The sequence below is a fragment of the Streptomyces sp. A1136 genome, from assembly GCF_004795055.1.
Lineage (GTDB): Bacteria > Actinomycetota > Actinomycetes > Streptomycetales > Streptomycetaceae > Streptomyces.
Genome location: NZ_SSBJ01000003.1, coordinates 173,315 through 187,458 on the forward strand (window position 1 = coordinate 173,315; position 14,144 = coordinate 187,458).

At 72.7% G+C, this 14,144-nt stretch carries 11 protein-coding genes and 1 pseudogene; 7 read left to right on the top strand and 5 right to left on the bottom strand.

What is annotated here, in order from left to right; genetic code table 11:
* Positions 1–13 precede the first annotated feature (13 nt).
* A complete protein-coding gene (locus E6R62_RS04165; protein WP_136211683.1) occupies positions 14–1,582 on the bottom strand; it encodes an SDR family oxidoreductase in 1,569 nt (522 codons plus the stop codon).
* Positions 1,583–1,916: 334 nt separating this feature from the next.
* On the opposite strand from E6R62_RS04165, the pseudogene E6R62_RS40635 reads away from it, so the two are divergent.
* The 4 genes and pseudogenes from E6R62_RS40635 to E6R62_RS04185 all read left to right on the top strand — a co-directional run.
* Positions 1,917–2,063: pseudogene (locus E6R62_RS40635) on the top strand (amine oxidase); the annotation flags it as partial.
* Positions 2,064–2,148: 85 nt separating this feature from the next.
* Positions 2,149–2,628, top strand: a complete 480-nt coding sequence (locus E6R62_RS04175) for an Lrp/AsnC family transcriptional regulator (RefSeq protein ID WP_136211444.1) — start codon at positions 2,149–2,151, stop codon at positions 2,626–2,628.
* 46 nt (positions 2,629–2,674) lie between these two features.
* On the top strand, positions 2,675–3,352 hold the full coding sequence (locus tag E6R62_RS04180; RefSeq protein ID WP_136211446.1) for an HAD family phosphatase: 678 nt from the start codon (positions 2,675–2,677) through the stop codon (positions 3,350–3,352).
* A gap of 49 nt (positions 3,353–3,401) precedes the next feature.
* Entirely contained in the window at positions 3,402–4,505 is a 1,104-nt protein-coding gene (locus E6R62_RS04185; protein WP_206308640.1) for an NAD(P)-binding domain-containing protein, read from the top strand.
* A gap of 82 nt (positions 4,506–4,587) precedes the next feature.
* Here E6R62_RS04185 and E6R62_RS04190 read toward each other — a convergent pair whose 3' ends face one another.
* Positions 4,588–6,522 carry an ABC transporter ATP-binding protein gene (locus E6R62_RS04190; protein WP_136211448.1) on the bottom strand — a complete coding sequence of 645 codons (1,935 nt, stop codon included), beginning with the start codon at positions 6,520–6,522 and terminating at the stop codon, positions 4,588–4,590.
* A 112-nt stretch (positions 6,523–6,634) separates the two neighbouring features.
* On the opposite strand from E6R62_RS04190, the gene E6R62_RS04195 reads away from it, so the two are divergent.
* From E6R62_RS04195 to E6R62_RS04205, 3 genes are all read left to right on the top strand, one after another.
* The gene (locus tag E6R62_RS04195; protein WP_136211450.1) at positions 6,635–7,129 is read left to right on the top strand and encodes a MarR family winged helix-turn-helix transcriptional regulator; all 495 of its coding nucleotides are present in this window, start codon (positions 6,635–6,637) and stop codon (positions 7,127–7,129) included.
* Between the two features lie 146 nt (positions 7,130–7,275).
* The gene (locus E6R62_RS04200; protein WP_136211452.1) at positions 7,276–9,159 is read left to right on the top strand and encodes an ABC transporter ATP-binding protein; all 1,884 of its coding nucleotides are present in this window, start codon (positions 7,276–7,278) and stop codon (positions 9,157–9,159) included.
* Positions 9,156–10,937 (top strand): ABC transporter ATP-binding protein, encoded by a 1,782-nt coding sequence (locus E6R62_RS04205; protein ID WP_136211454.1) that lies wholly within the window; start codon positions 9,156–9,158, stop codon positions 10,935–10,937. Before E6R62_RS04200 ends, E6R62_RS04205 begins: the two co-directional genes overlap by 4 nt.
* Positions 10,938–11,063: 126 nt before the next feature.
* Here the strand turns inward: E6R62_RS04205 and E6R62_RS04210 are convergent, their stop codons facing one another.
* The 3 genes from E6R62_RS04210 to E6R62_RS04220 are packed head-to-tail and all read right to left on the bottom strand — an operon-like array spanning position 11,064 to position 14,131.
* Complete coding sequence (locus tag E6R62_RS04210; protein WP_206308641.1) at positions 11,064–12,050, bottom strand: alpha/beta hydrolase family protein; 987 nt, start codon at positions 12,048–12,050, stop codon at positions 11,064–11,066.
* A 32-nt stretch (positions 12,051–12,082) separates the two neighbouring features.
* The gene (locus E6R62_RS04215; RefSeq protein ID WP_136211458.1) at positions 12,083–13,090 is read right to left on the bottom strand and encodes a hypothetical protein; all 1,008 of its coding nucleotides are present in this window, start codon (positions 13,088–13,090) and stop codon (positions 12,083–12,085) included.
* 12 nt (positions 13,091–13,102) lie between these two features.
* Positions 13,103–14,131 (bottom strand): hypothetical protein, encoded by a 1,029-nt coding sequence (locus E6R62_RS04220; protein ID WP_240801459.1) that lies wholly within the window; start codon positions 14,129–14,131, stop codon positions 13,103–13,105.
* Positions 14,132–14,144 lie beyond the last annotated feature (13 nt).

Here is a 14,144-nt window from a genome sequence, read left to right on the forward strand (position 1 = left end):
CTCTCGCTCCGGGTCAGGGCTGTGGGGTACTGCTTGCGCCGGGTACTTCGGCGGCGGTCGCCGGAACGGATGCGCTCGACGGGCCTTCGCCGCCCAGCCGTTCGGCGGCCTTGGCGATGTTGCGCGCCATCCCGCCGAACACCACGGCGTGGAACGGGGAGACGCTCCACCAGTACATGTGGCCGAGCAGCCCGCGCGGGTGGAACAGGGCGCGCTGGCGGAAGCGGGAGCGTCGGCGGTCCCCCGGATCGGGGTCGGCGCGCAGTTCCAGCCAGGCCAGGCCGGGCAGTCGCATCTCGGCGCGCAGCCGCAGCAGGGCCCCCGGCTCGATCTCCTCCACCCGCCAGAAGTCGAGGCTGTCGCCCACCCGGAGCCTGGCGGCGTCCCGGCGGCCGCGGCGGATGCCGACCCCGCCGACGAGTCGGTCGAGCCAGCCCCGTACCGCCCAGGCGAGCGGGAAGGAGTACCAGCCGTTGTCCCCGCCGATGCCCTCGATCACCCGCCACAGCGCGGCGGGCGACGCGTCGACCGACAGCTCCCGCCGGTCGGTGTAGAGGCTGCCGCCCGCCCAGTCGGGGTCGGTGGGCAGCGGGTCGCTGGGGGCGCCGGGGACGCCGGCGGAGGACCACCGGGTGGTCACCTTGGCCTCGCGCACCCGCTGAAGGGCCAGGTCCAGGGCCCGGTCGAAGGGGAGCGGGGCGCCGGGCGGGTCGGGGACGTAGGCGGCGATGTCGTGCTCGTGGCAGACCACCTCGTGCCGGAGGGACTCGGCGAGCGGGCGGGCCAGCGCCCTCGGGACGGGGGTGACGAGGCCGATCCAGTGGCTGGAGAGGCCGGGGGTGAGCATCGGGACCCGCATGATGAGCCGTTTGCGGAGCTTGGCGACCTCCGCGTAGCGGCGCATCATCTCCTCGTAGGTGACCACGTCCGGGCCGCCGACGTCGAACGCCCGGTTGACCTCGGGCGGCATACCGGCGCTGCCGACGAGGTAGCGCAGCACGTCGCGTACGGCGATGGGCTGGCAGCGCGTGCCGACCCAGCTGGGGGTGACCATGACGGGCAGTCGCTCGGTGAGGTAGCGCAGCATCTCGAAGGAGGCGGAGCCGGAGCCGATGATCACGGCGGCGCGCAGGACGGTGGCCGGGACGGCGGAGTCGAGGAAGATCTCCCCGACCTCGGCGCGGGAGCGCAGGTGCGGGGAGAGGTCCCGTAGCGGGATGCCCTCGGGGGTGAGGCCCCCGAGGTAGACGATGCGCCGGACGCCGGCCGCCCGGGCCTGCTCGGCGAAGACGAGCGCGGCCTCGCGGTCGCGGTCCTCGAAGCCGGAGCCGGAGTTGAGGGCGTGCACGAGGTAGTAGGCGACGTCGATGCCGCGCATCGCCGCCGCGACCGACGCGGGGTCGGTGACGTCGCCTCGCACCGCCTCGGCGCGCGCCGCCCAGGGGTGGTCGCGCAGTTTTTCCGGCGTCCGGGCGAGGCAGCGCACCCGGTGTCCCGCGTCGAGGAGCGCCGGTACCAGTCGGCCGCCGATGTAGCCGCTGGCCCCGGTGACCAGGCAGTGGGTGGCCTCCGCGTCCTTCATGGCGCTCCCGTCGTGGCTGTATCCGCTCTCGTGCCCCCGTTCAGGATTCCGCACGGGTTCCCGCTCGGCATTCCGTGGGATTCCGCGCGGGTCCCGTCGTGGTGGATTCCGCGTGCGAGGCCCGTACGGATGCGCCTGCGGCGGCGTCGCTCGGAGCGCGCCGTCGGTGCGGTCCGTGCCGGGGCCGCCCCCGGGCCCATCCGGGCCCCTTCCGCTCCGAGAGAACGAGGGAACGGCGGAAGGGGGAGCACGATGGCGGAGCGAGGACGACCCCGGCGGCGTACGGCCGTCGTGGGCGGGGGTGTCTCGGGCCTGCCGGCGAGCACCCCGTGCCACGCCGGAGTCGGTGGCCGCCCGGCGGCTGCCGGCCGCCCTGTCGCGTCCGATGACGGCCTTCGCGGGGGCGTACCACGGGTGGGGGTTCCACGAGGACGGCTGCCGGTCGGGCGTGGAGGCGGCCGCCGTGCCGGGGGTCTCCTGGTGGGGGCGGCGGTACGGCGCCGACGTCCCGGCCGCCGGGCGCGCGACGCCGTCGCGGCGCACCGGCCCGTTGGTACAGTCGCGACATGGCGGTGGACGAGCTCGACACCCGCATCCTGAGCCTGCTGATCAAGCAGCCGCGCACCAGCGTGCGCGAGTACGCCCGGCTGCTGGGCGTCGCGCGCGGCACCCTCCAGGCCCGGCTGGACCGGCTGGAGCGCACGGGGGTGATCACCGGGACGGGCCCGGTCCTCTCCCCCGCCGCGCTCGGCCACCCGGTGCTGGCCTTCGTCCACATCGAAGTCACCCAGGGGCACCTGGACGAGGTGGGCGACGCGCTCGCGGCGGTCCCCGAGATCATCGAGGCGTTCTCCATCACGGGCGGCGGGGACCTGCTGACCCGGGTCGCGGCCCGGGACAACGCCCATCTGGAGGACGTCATCCAGCGACTCATCCGGCTTCCCGGTGTCGTCCGCACCCGTACCGAGGTGGCCCTGCGCGAGCGGGTGCCGCACCGGTTGCTGCCGCTGGTCGAGGCGGTGGGAAGAGAAGCGCGCAAATCCTGACAAGATGGTCGTGACACGTATACGACCGGCAGGACGGGCACAACGGATGCTTTCCGTCATATTCGATCTCGACGGCACCCTCGTGGACAGCGAGCCGAACTACTACGAGTCCGGGCGACGCACCCTGGAGAGGCACGGCGTCCCCGATTTCACCTGGGAGCAGCACTCCCCCTTCATCGGCATCGGGACGATGGAGACGCTGGAGATCCTCAAGGAGCGGTACGGGCTGCGCGCGCCGGTCGCGCGGTTGCTGGCGGAGCAGAACGCCGCCTATCTGGAGCTGGCCCGCGCCGGGACCGAGGTGTTCCCCGAGATGCGCAGGTTCGTGGAGCGGCTGCACGCCGACGGCGTTCCGATGGCCGTGGCGTCCGGCTCCTCGCGCGAGGCGATCGACGCCGTCCTGGCCGGGACCGGCCTGGACGCCCTGCTGGGCGTCGTCGTCTCCGCGGAGGAGGTCGCACGCGGCAAGCCCGCCCCGGACGTGTTCATGGAGGCGGCGCGCCGGCTCGGCGCCGATCCCGCCGACTGCGTGGTCGTCGAGGACGCGGCGCCGGGCGCGGAGGCCGCCCTCGCGGCGGGCATGGAGTGCCTGGCGATCCCCTCGGTGGCGGCCACCGCCCACCACCCCGCCTTCGCCTCGGCGGGCCTGTTCTTCCGCGGCGGACCGGGGGAATTCGACGTGGAGACCGCTTACGAGTGGCTCGGCGAGCACCGGGCGGCCTGATTCCCGCCCCTGCGGGAAGACCTCGGGCCGGCCCGAGGTTGGTAGAACCGTGAACGACTTCGCGGAGCGGGAACTGACAGCGGTGGACGTGGTGGTCGTCGGCGCGGGGCAGGCGGGCCTGTCCGGCGCCTACCATCTGGCCCGGGCGGGCATCGGCCACGTCGTCCTGGACCATGCGCCGCGCCCCGGCGGGGCCTGGCAGTTCCGCCAGCCGTCGCTCACCTACGGCAAGGTGCACGGGATGCACGCGCTGCCCGGCATGGAACTGACCGGCGCCGATCCGCTGCGGCCGTCGTCCGAGGTCATCGGGGAGTACTTCGCCGCGTACGAGGAGCGCTTCGGGCTGCGCGTGCGCCGCCCGGTGGACGTCACGGCGGTACGGGACGGCTCGGACGGGCGGCTGCTGGTGGAGTCCGCGTCCGGCGACCGCTGGTCGGCCCGGGCCCTGATCAACGCCACGGGCACCTGGGACCGGCCGTTCTGGCCCCGCTACCCGGGCCAGGAGACGTTCCGGGGCGGCCTCCTGCACACGGCGGACTACCCGGGACCGGCCCCGTTCGCCGGGGCTCGCGTGGTGGTCGTGGGCGGTGGTACGTCGGCGGTGCAGCACCTGTTGGAGCTCTCCGAGGTGGCGGCCGCCACCACGTGGGTGACTCGCCGCCCGCCGGTGTTCCGCGACTCCGGGTTCGGCGAGGCCGAGGGCCGGGCGGCGGTGGCGCTGGTCGAGGAGCGTGTCCGCCGGGGTCTGCCCCCGCAGAGCGTCGTCAGCGTGACCGGGCTGGCGCTGACCGAAGCCGTACGGGCCGGGCTGGTTTCGGGGGTGTTGCGGCGCAGGCCGATGTTCGAGCGCGTCACCCCGACCGGCGTCGCCTGGGCCGACGGGCGGAGCGTGGACGCGGATGTGATCCTCTGGGCCACCGGTTTCCGGGCGGCCATCGACCACCTGGCCCCTCTTCGCCTGCGGGAACCGGGCGGCGGCATCCGGCTCGACGGCACCCGGGCGGTCCGTGACGAGCGCGTCCACCTGGTCGGCTACGGCCCCTCGGCCTCCACCATCGGGGCCAACCGCGCGGGCGGCGCCGCAGTCCGCGAGATCCGTCGCCTCCTGGCCCGCGACACGGCCGTGGCTCCGGCACTGGCCGCAGCGCCCTGACCGTCCCGATCACCCGTCGGGACAGAAGCGGCTGCCCGGCTGGTCCCGGCTCCGGTGGCGCGCGGGTGTGCCGGTCGCACCGTCACACGTTCACCGGGGCGGCCACGACTTCCCCCGCCGGGCCTGCGTGGGCTTTCCCGTTCATCTTCGTACGCGGCGTGCGCGCGGCGGACGTCTGCTCGCCCTCAACCGGCGGCGGCGCCGTCTCGGCGTCCCGGTCCCGGCGGACCAGGGCGGCGTACCGGCCGTCGGCCGCGAGGAGTTCCTCGTGCGTGCCGCTCTCGGCTATCCGCCCGCCGTCGAGGACGACGATCTGGTCCGCGTCGCGCACGGTGGAGAGTCGGTGCGCGATGGTGATGGTGGTGCGGCCCGCGGAGAGCTTGTCGATGGCCTGCTGCACCGCGTGCTCCGTGCGGGTGTCCAGCGCGCTGGTCGCCTCGTCGAGGATCAGGACCGGCGGGTCGCGCAGGATGGTGCGGGCGATGGCCAGGCGCTGCTTCTCCCCGCCGGAGAACCGGTAGCCGCGCTCGCCGACCAGCGTGTCGTACCCGTCGGGCAGGGACTCGATGTGGTCGTGGATCTGGGCGGCGCGGGCGGCGTCGACCATCTCCTCGTCGGTGGCGTCCGGCTTGGCGAAGCGCAGGTTGTCGGCGACGGAGGCGTGGAAGAGGTAGGTCTCCTGGGAGACGACGCCTATGGACCGGGCCAGCGAGTCGAAGTCGAGGTCGCGGACATCGATCCCGTCGAGGGCGACCCGCCCGTCGGTGACGTCGTAGAGCCGGGGTACCAGGTAGCTGAGGGTGCTCTTGCCCGAGCCGGTGGGGCCGACCACGGCGAGGGAGCCGCCCGCGGGGACGGTGACGTCGATGCCGGTGAGCGTGGGCCCGCTCTTGGCGTCGTAGGCGAAGTGCACGTCCTCCAGCCGTATCTCGCCCTTCGCCCGGCCGATCCGTACCGGGTCCTCGCGTTCGGTGATGTCCACCGGCAGGTCGAGGTACTCGAAGATGCGGGCGAACAGCGCGAGCGAGGTCTGGATCTGCACGCCGGTCGACAGGAGGCTCACAGCCGGTCGGAACAGCCCCTGCTGGAGGGTGACGAAGGCGACGAGGGTGCCCACGGAGAGCGAGGGTGCGCCGGTCTGGAGGGCTATGCCGGCGGCCCAGTAGATGAGGGCCGGCATGGCGGCCATGACGATGCCGATGGTGGACATCCGCCAGCGCCCGGCCATGCTGGAGCGCACCTCCAGGCCGACCAGCTTCTCGGACTCCTCCGCGAAGGACCGCGTCAAGGAGTCCGCGCGGCCCATGGTACGGCCGAGCAGGATGCCGCTGACGGACAGGGACTCGGTGACGGTGGCGGCCATGGCCGCCATCTGCTTCTGCCGCTGGGTGGTGATCTTCTTGCGCTCGCGCCCGACCCGCCGGCTGATCCACACGAAGACGGGCAGCAGCAGGAGCGAGACGAGGGTCAGCCGCCAGTCGAGTGCGAGCATCGCGACGACGGAGGCGATCACGGCCGTGAGGTTGGAGACGAGGGAGGTCGCCGTGGAGGTGACGGTGGCCTGCATGCCGCCGATGTCGTTGGCTATGCGGGACTGCACCTCACCGGTGCGGGTCCGGGTGAAGAAGGCCAGCGGCATGCGCTGGAGCTGCGCGTAGACGGCGGTGCGCAGGTCGTGCATGACCCGCTGACCGACGGTGGTGGAGATCAGGGTCTGGAGCACGCCGAACACACTGGTGACCACGGCGGTGAGGATCATACCGAGGGCCAGCAGGCTGAGCAGGCCCGTCCGCCCCTGGGGTATCGCCACGTCGAGGATTTCCCTCAAGAGGAACGGCGAGGCGACGGAGACCAGCGAGGACGCGGCGACGAGTCCGCCGACCACGGCGAGGCGGCCGCGATAGGGCCGGAACAGGCCCATGATGCGGCGCAGCTGGCGGGGCTGTTCCGCGGGGTCCGGACGGTTGGGATCGAGGGATTCCTTGGACGGCGTCCAATCGGCTTCTCTGGGGCGCATGGGCCTCCTTCTGACGAGACTCACCTGAGCATAGCTCATTGTTACCTATACTCACAATGAGTCTGGTCCTGATACTCTTCCGTCATGAGGACCGCAGCATGAGGACCGCAGCATGAGGACCGCTTCCGACAGCACCGTGACCGGCGCGGACGGCGTCGACGCGCCCGACAGCGACGACGGCGTCCTCGCCGAGCAACTGCTGCGCCTGACCCGTCGGCTCCACCGCATCCAAAAGCGCCACCTCGAACCCCTCGGGATCACTCCGGCCCAGTCAAGGCTGCTCCGGCTGGTCTCGCACTACGACTGCGCCGAGCCGCCCCGGATGGCGGAGCTCGCCGCCCGCCTGGAAGTCGTCCCCCGAGCCGTGACCACGCTGGTCGACGGCCTGGAGGCGGCCGACTGCGTGCGCCGCGCGCCCGACCCCGCGAACCGGCGGGTCATCCGGATCGAGCTGACCGACACCGGCCGCGCCACCCTGCGCCGACTGCGCAACGCGCGGACCGCCGCGGCCGAGGAGATCCTCGCGCCCCTGACCGCCGCCCAGCGCGAGGTGCTCGGCGGCCTGCTCGACACCCTGTCCGACGCCCCGGCCGACCGCCGCTGCTGAACCGGCGGTTCACCGGCCCGGACGCCGACCGCCGCCGCCGCAAACCTCGTTGCCGACGACCCGCTCCGCCAGAAAATCGATTGCGGGGGCGCGGCCCGGAAGACGAACCTTGTGTGGTTTGAGTCACTCGACCGTCATGGGGCGTCATGCAGATCAGCGATCTTCCGCATCCGGATCCCGGAGTGCCCGACGCCCGGTCCGGCCCGCGCTTCCTGCTCTGGCTGGGCGGCACCCAACTCGGCGGACAGGCCAAGAGCCTGTGCTGGGGGCTGGTCCACCACTGCGCCATCGCCGGGCTTCCGTTCGCGGTCGGCCTCGGTGTCGAGGCGGCCGTGAACGGGGACGGCCGCCGGTTGCTCCTCGTCGGCGCGCTGGTCGCGCTGCTCGGCGTCGCCATCTCGCTCGGCGACACCATGCTGCACCGGACCAGCGTCACCAACTGGATCACCGCCGCCGCCCGCGTGCAGCAGTTGCTCGCCCGCAAGACCGCCGACCTCGGCTCCGCCCTGACCCGCCAGGTGGCGGCCGGCGAAGTGGTCGCCGTGTCGACGGCCGACGTGGAGCGGATCGGCTGGTTCGTCGAGGCCGTCTCCCGCTTCCTCGCGGCGGCCTTCGCCCTCGTCGCCGTCTGCGTGGCCCTCGTCCTGTACGCCCCCTCGCTCGGTGTCGTCGTCGCCCTCGGGATGCCCCTGCTGGCGTTCTCCTCGCTGCCCCTGCTCCCCCGTGCGACCCGACGCGCCGACGTCCAGCGGGAGAAGGCGGGCAAGGCGACCGAACTTGCCTCCGACACCGTGGCGGGCCTGCGCGTCCTGCGCGGCATCGGCGGTGAGGAACTGTTCCTCGGCCGGTACCGCGAGGCCTCGCAGGAGGTGCGCACGGCGGCCGTGCGCAGTGCGCGCATGTGGGCGCTGATCTCGGCCGTCCAGGTGTTCCTGCCGGGGGTTCTGCTGATCACGGTGGTCTGGTACGGCTCCTCGCTCGTCCTGGACCGGCGGCTCGCCGTCGGTGAGCTCGTCGCGGTGTTCAGCGCCGTGTCGCTGTCGCTCTACCCCTTGCGCAGCGTGCAGGAGATCGCCATGGCCTACTCGTTCTCCCGGCCCTCCGCCACGCGCGCGGCCCGGGTGCTGCGGCTGACCCGCGTCGAGGGCGCGGCGCCGGCGAAGGCGGAGGGCGCTGTCGCGGCCCCCCCTCCGGGCGGGGACCTGTACGACCCTCGGACCGGGCTGCTGGTTCCCTCGGGCCGGTTCACCGCCGTCGTGTGTGGGGACCCCGACCTCGCCGGACGGCTCGCGGAACGGCTGGGCGGGCATCCCGCGGGCGACGACGAAGACGACGACCGCGCCTCGGTGTTGCTGGGCGGCGTGGCACTGGACGAGCTCGCTCTGGACACCGCGCGCCGGCTCGTCCTCGTACAGGACAAGGACCCGGTGTTGCTGTCCGGCACGCTGCGCGAGCTGTTCGACGTACCCGCGTCCGGGGCGGTGACCCCGGCGGCCGCGCTGGAGGCCGCCCAGTGCGGCGACGTGCTGGAGGCCGTGCTCCAGTCGGCGCCGGAAGGGGTGACGGACCCGATGGACGCCCGGATCACCGAGCGCGGCCGGTCACTCTCCGGCGGACAGCGCCAGCGGCTCGCGCTGGCCCGTTCGCTGGTCACCGACCCCGAGGTGCTGGTGCTGGACGAGCCGACCTCGGCGGTCGACTCGCACACCGAGGCGCGCGTCGCGGACGGTGTCGCGGCGCTGCGCGCCGGTCGTACGACGGTGGTCCTGGCCTCCTCGCCGCTGCTGCTGGACCGCGCCGACCGGGTCGTCCTCATCCACGAGGGCGTGGCGCTGCCCGCCGGGACCCACCGCGAACTGCTGCGGGACGAACCCCGCTACCGGGCGGTCGTGACGCGCGAGACGGCGGAGGAACAGCGCCTCGACGGGCTCCCCCTGACCGCCCGGGACGGAGAGCTCGACCACCGGCTCGACGAAGAGATCGACCACCGGCTCGACGAAGAACTCACCGAGATCGAGGAATCCGCATGATCGGCGTGGCACCGCCGCACTACGACCCGGCGTCCCCCGAGTCGGCCGACACACTGCCCGTCGGCACCTCGGCGACCGTACGGGACTACGTGCGCGGCCTGCTCCGAAGGCACCGGCGGGCCCTGGCGGTGCTGGTGGCCGTCAACGCGGTCGCGGTGATCGCCTCCATGGTGGGCCCGTACCTGCTGGGCCGGGTCGTGGACGACCTCTCGGCAGGGGGACGCGAACCGCACCTGGTGCGCGTGAGCGTGCTGTTCGCCCTGGCGCTCGCCGTCCAGACCGGCTTCGTCCGCATGGTTCGGCTGCGCGGGGCGATGCTCGGGGAGGAGATGCTGGCCGACCTGCGCGAGGACTTCCTCGTGCGCTCGGTCGCGCTGCCGCCCGGGGTGCTGGAGCGGGCCGGGACCGGTGATCTGCTGTCGCGGATCACCACCGACATCGACCGGCTGGCCAACGCCATGCGGGAGGCGGTGCCGCAGCTGGCCGTCGGCGTCGTCTGGGCGGGGCTGCTGTTCGCGGCACTGGCGGTGACGGCCCCGCAGTTGGCGGCTGCCGCGCTGGTGGCGCTGCCCGTGTTGGTGATCGGCTGTCGCTGGTACTTCCGGCGGGCGCCCTCCGCCTACCGGTCGGAGGCCGCCGGCTACGCGGCGGTCTCGGCGGCCCTGACGGAAACGGTCGACGCCGGCCGCACCGTCGAGGCGCACCGCCTCGGGGGGCGCCGGGTCGCGCTCTCGGAACAGCGCATCGGCGAGTGGACCGCGTGGGAGCGGTACACGTTGTTCCTGCGCTCCGTGCTGTTCCCCGTCATCAACGTCACCTACGTGACGATCCTCGGCTCCGTGCTGATGATCGGCGGGTACTGCGTGCTGCGCGGCTGGATGTCGGTGGGGCAGCTGACGACGGGCGCCCTGCTCGCCCAGATGATGGTCGACCCCATCGGTCTGGTCCTGCGTTGGTACGATGAACTGCAAGTGGCCCAGGTGTCGTTGGGCCGCCTCGTCGGCATCCACGAGATCGAGCCGGACGGAGGCGACGCGACCGTCTCGCCGCGGGGGCGGGTGGTCCGGGCCGACGAGGTGCGCTTCGGCTACCGGGAGGGCGTGGACGTCCTGCACCGGGTGTCGATGTCCGTGCCGCCGGGGACCCGGATGGCGCTGGTCGGTCCGTCGGGCGCGGGCAAGTCCACCCTGGGCCGACTGCTGGCGGGCATCTACGCGCCGCGGGTCGGGGAGGTCACCCTCGGTGGGGCGCGGCTGTCGAGGATGCCCGCGGAGCGGGTGCGCGAACACGTGGCGCTGGTCAACCAGGAGCACCACGTCTTCGTGGGATCGCTCCGGGACAACCTGCGCCTCGCCAGGACGGGAGCGGGGGACGTCGAGCTGTGGGCGGCGTTGGAGGCGGTGGACGCGGACGGCTGGGCGCGGGCCCTGGCCGCGGGGCTGGACACGGAGGTCGGCTCGGGCGCCTCGGCGCTCACTCCCGCGCAGGCGCAACAGGTCGCGCTGGCCCGGTTGGTGCTGGCCGATCCGCACACCCTGGTGTTGGACGAGGCCACCTCGCTGTTGGACCCGCGCGCGGCCCGGCAGCTGGAGCGCTCGCTGGCCCGGGTGCTGGACGGCCGGACGGTCATCGCGATCGCGCACCGGTTGCACACCGCGCACGACGCGGATGTGATCGCGGTGGTCGAGGGTGGCCGGATCAGCGAGTTCGGCTCCCACGAGGCGCTCGTCGCGGCGGACGGCGCCTACGCGGCGCTGTGGCGGTCCTGGCACGGGTGAGACGCCCCCCGAGGCCGGCAAGCGCGGGTGGGGTGGCGCCGCGGCCGAGGGGTTTCGCGGACGAGAGGGAGCCTCGCGGACGCCACGCGTGGGTCGGTGGTGTCCGCGAGGCCGCGAGGGGCGCCTCTACGCCTTGCGGAGGCGGTCGATGATGCCGTCGAGATCGCGCCACATCATGTAGTCGCGGACGAAGTGGCCACCGGGCTCCTCGTGCCACTCGTGCGCAATCCCGGCCCGGTCGAGGAGGCCGCGGAACTCCCGCTGGCCCGCGAGGACCTGCGTCTCGTTGAAAGAGTCGAACGCGTTGGTCGGGTCGGGGCTGGTGCCCGCGACGAGGAAGACCCGCTTGTTGCGGTAGCTCTCGACGCGCTCGACCGGGTTGTCGGCGGTCACCCGGGCCTGGTCCCAGGGCACGCCGTAGACCGTGCCGCCCGCGAGGTCGAGGGCCGCGGAGGACAGGTTGGCCCAGTGGACGACCGCCCCGTTGTCACGGCGCACGCTGGCCGGACCGGAGTGGGAGCTCACCGAGGCGAAGTGGCCCCAGTATTTGGCCGCGTACTTGAGGGCGCCGAACCCGCCCATCGAGAACCCGGCCACGGCGCGGCCGTCGTACTCGGCGAACGTCCGGAAGTTCGCCTCGACCCAGGGCAGGAGCTGGTTGATGTGGAAGGCCTCCCAGTTGCGGGGGCCGGTGTTGGAAGTGACGGCGTTGGAGTACCAGCCCGCGTGGCCGCCGTCCGGCATCACGACGATGATCGGCCTGCCGGCGGTCCAGGCACGGATGCCGAGACGGTCGAAGGTGATGAAGTCCTGGTCGGTGCCGCCGCCGTGGAAGAGGTAGAGGACGGGATAGGTGCGGCCGCCGGTGTGGTAGTCGTCGGGGAGCAGCACGTTGACGGCGGGCTGCCAGCCGATCGCGTCGGTCTGGAAACGGTAGTACCACATGCGGGCGTCGCCCTCGTTGCGGTCGACGATGCGCAGTCCGAAGCCGTCGTCGGCGGCGCTCGCGGCCGATGCCGTCCCGAGGACGCCCGCGCCACCGAGGGCCATGGCGGCGGAGAGCCCGCCGATGGACTTCAGGAGACTCCTGCGGGTGGGGCGGTGTTCGCTCACGATGACCTCCTGGTCAGGGGTAGGGGGATGGATCAGTTGGTGGTGGTCCAGGTGCCCCGGTCGGGGCTCCAGTGGATGCTCGCGTTCTGGAACCGCTGGACCTTCCCGCCCGGCTCGTCGGTCTCGTCACCGACCGGATAACCGAACACGCCCTCATGACCGCCCGCGTGGAACGCCTGATAGATCGCACCGTGGACCACATGCGTCCCCGTCCGCGACGACCACATGAACAGACCCTGCTCGAAGAACTGGTACCGGCCCCGCGTCCCGTTCGGCGCCGGCGCCGCGTCCGCCTCGTCCATCGTCGGGAAACCCCAACGCCGCTCCGCGTCCGTCGCCCAGAACTTCCCCAAGATCTCCCCGTACACCGCGAACGCCGCGTCCGGATGCCAGATCACGATCCCGTTGCGGAAGCCCTGGAAGCGGCCGCCCATCATGGAGTCACGTTCACCGGAGGTCGGCGGCCCCAACACGCTGTCGAGGCCGCCCATGCTGTCGTACTTGGCCCTGATCGCGCCGTACGGCATCAGGTCGTCCAGCGTGTTGTAGCGGCGGGGGGTGAACCCGCGCAGGCCGTCGCCCCACACCCGTTCCTCGGCCACGTGCCCGAAGTCGTACGTCTCGCGCACCACCGGTTGGGTGTGGGCGGCGTCGGCCCAGCGGGCGAACAGCGCCACGTGGTCCGTGCCTCCGGAGTCGCGCAACAGCGCGTCGCCGGGTTGTAGATCGGCGGCGGGGATGTCGAAGGTGACGTTCCACAGACTCCATGTCGTCAAGGACGAGCCCAGGTGCCAGGCCATCGACACGAAGCCGGAGCAGTCGGGACGGTAGCAGCCGAACTGGTTGGCGTGGCAGCCGCTCTGGCTGTAGGGCACCTGCTCGGCGACCCAGGACCAGGCGCGGTCCATGACCTCACCGCGCCCGATCGAGCCGTCAGGTTCGGAGGCGCTCGCGGTGGGCGCCGGGAGGAAGGTGACCGCGAGGGCCGCGAGGAGCGGTGCCGTCGCCTTGGCCACGCGCCGAAGGATCAGCGATCTCATGGCGTCTCCCGCTCAGTTGGTGGTGGTCCAGGTGCCCCGGTCGGGGCTCCAGTGGATGCTCGCGTTCTGGAACCGCTGGACCTTCCCGCCCGGCTCGTCGGTCTCGTCACCGACCGGATAGCCGAACACGCCCTCATGACCACCCGCGTGGAACGCCTGATAGATCGCACCGTGGACCACATGCGTCCCCGTCCGCGACGACCACATGAACAGACCCTGCTCGAAGAACTGGTACCGGCCCCGCGTCCCGTTCGGCGCCGGCGCCGCGTCCGCCTCGTCCATCGTCGGGAAACCCCAACGCCGCTCCGCGTCCGTCGCCCAGAACTTCCCCAAGATCTCCCCGTACACCGCGAACGCCGCGTCCGGATGCCAGATCACGATCCCGTTCTGGAAGAGCTGGAACCGGCCACCCAGTTGGGCGGGTTCCTCGGCGCGCAGCGGCCATCCGAGGGGGCCGTCGTGCCCGCCCGTGGCTTCGTACCTGGCGCCGATCGTCCCGTAGGGCTGGAAGGCCTCGTCGCGCATCTGACGGGCGACGCCCTCCGCCTGCGGGTAGCGCTCCGGATAGCCGGAGCGCTGGACCGCCTGGGCGAGTTCCCCGGCGCCGGCGCCCTCCATGCCGGGCTCCATCTGCTGGGCGACCTCGAAGAACTTGTTCGCCGCGTAGTCGACGTCCATGACCTGCTCGGGAGAGCCCCAGCCCTGGGAGGGCCGCTGCTGGAAGACGCCCAGCGAATCCCGGTCCCCGCAGCCCAGGTTGTTCATCCGGGACTCCACCCAGCCCGTCTCGAAACCGGCGAGCATCACCTTGTCGGACACTCCCCGGCGCTGTCCGACCTCGTAGACCTTGCGGGTGACGGCGATGTCCCGGTCCGGGGGGATGTCGCAGTAGAACTCCGCCGTCAGGGCGTGCCCGAGGGGGCCCGGTACGTCGGCTGCCTTCCGCGCGGACGCGGGGCCGCCGCCGAGGGCCGTCACCGCCGCCGTGACCAGCAGGACCGCCGTCAGGGATCTCGCACGCCCAGCTTTCGTGCCACGCACGTTCCAGCTCCTT

Bases quoted from the DNA above. Each gene is read 5' to 3' on its own strand.
- E6R62_RS04165 (WP_136211683.1), bottom strand. From the start codon at position 1,582: ATGAAGGACGCGGAGGCCACCCACTGCCTGGTCACCGGGGCCAGCGGC.
- E6R62_RS04175 (WP_136211444.1), top strand. From the start codon at position 2,149: ATGGCGGTGGACGAGCTCGACACCCGCATCCTGAGCCTGCTGATCAAG.
- E6R62_RS04180 (WP_136211446.1), top strand. From the start codon at position 2,675: ATGCTTTCCGTCATATTCGATCTCGACGGCACCCTCGTGGACAGCGAG.
- E6R62_RS04190 (WP_136211448.1), bottom strand. From the start codon at position 6,522: ATGCGCCCCAGAGAAGCCGATTGGACGCCGTCCAAGGAATCCCTCGAT.
- E6R62_RS04195 (WP_136211450.1), top strand. From the start codon at position 6,635: ATGAGGACCGCTTCCGACAGCACCGTGACCGGCGCGGACGGCGTCGAC.
- E6R62_RS04200 (WP_136211452.1), top strand. From the start codon at position 7,276: ATGCAGATCAGCGATCTTCCGCATCCGGATCCCGGAGTGCCCGACGCC.
- E6R62_RS04205 (WP_136211454.1), top strand. From the start codon at position 9,156: ATGATCGGCGTGGCACCGCCGCACTACGACCCGGCGTCCCCCGAGTCG.
- E6R62_RS04215 (WP_136211458.1), bottom strand. From the start codon at position 13,090: ATGAGATCGCTGATCCTTCGGCGCGTGGCCAAGGCGACGGCACCGCTC.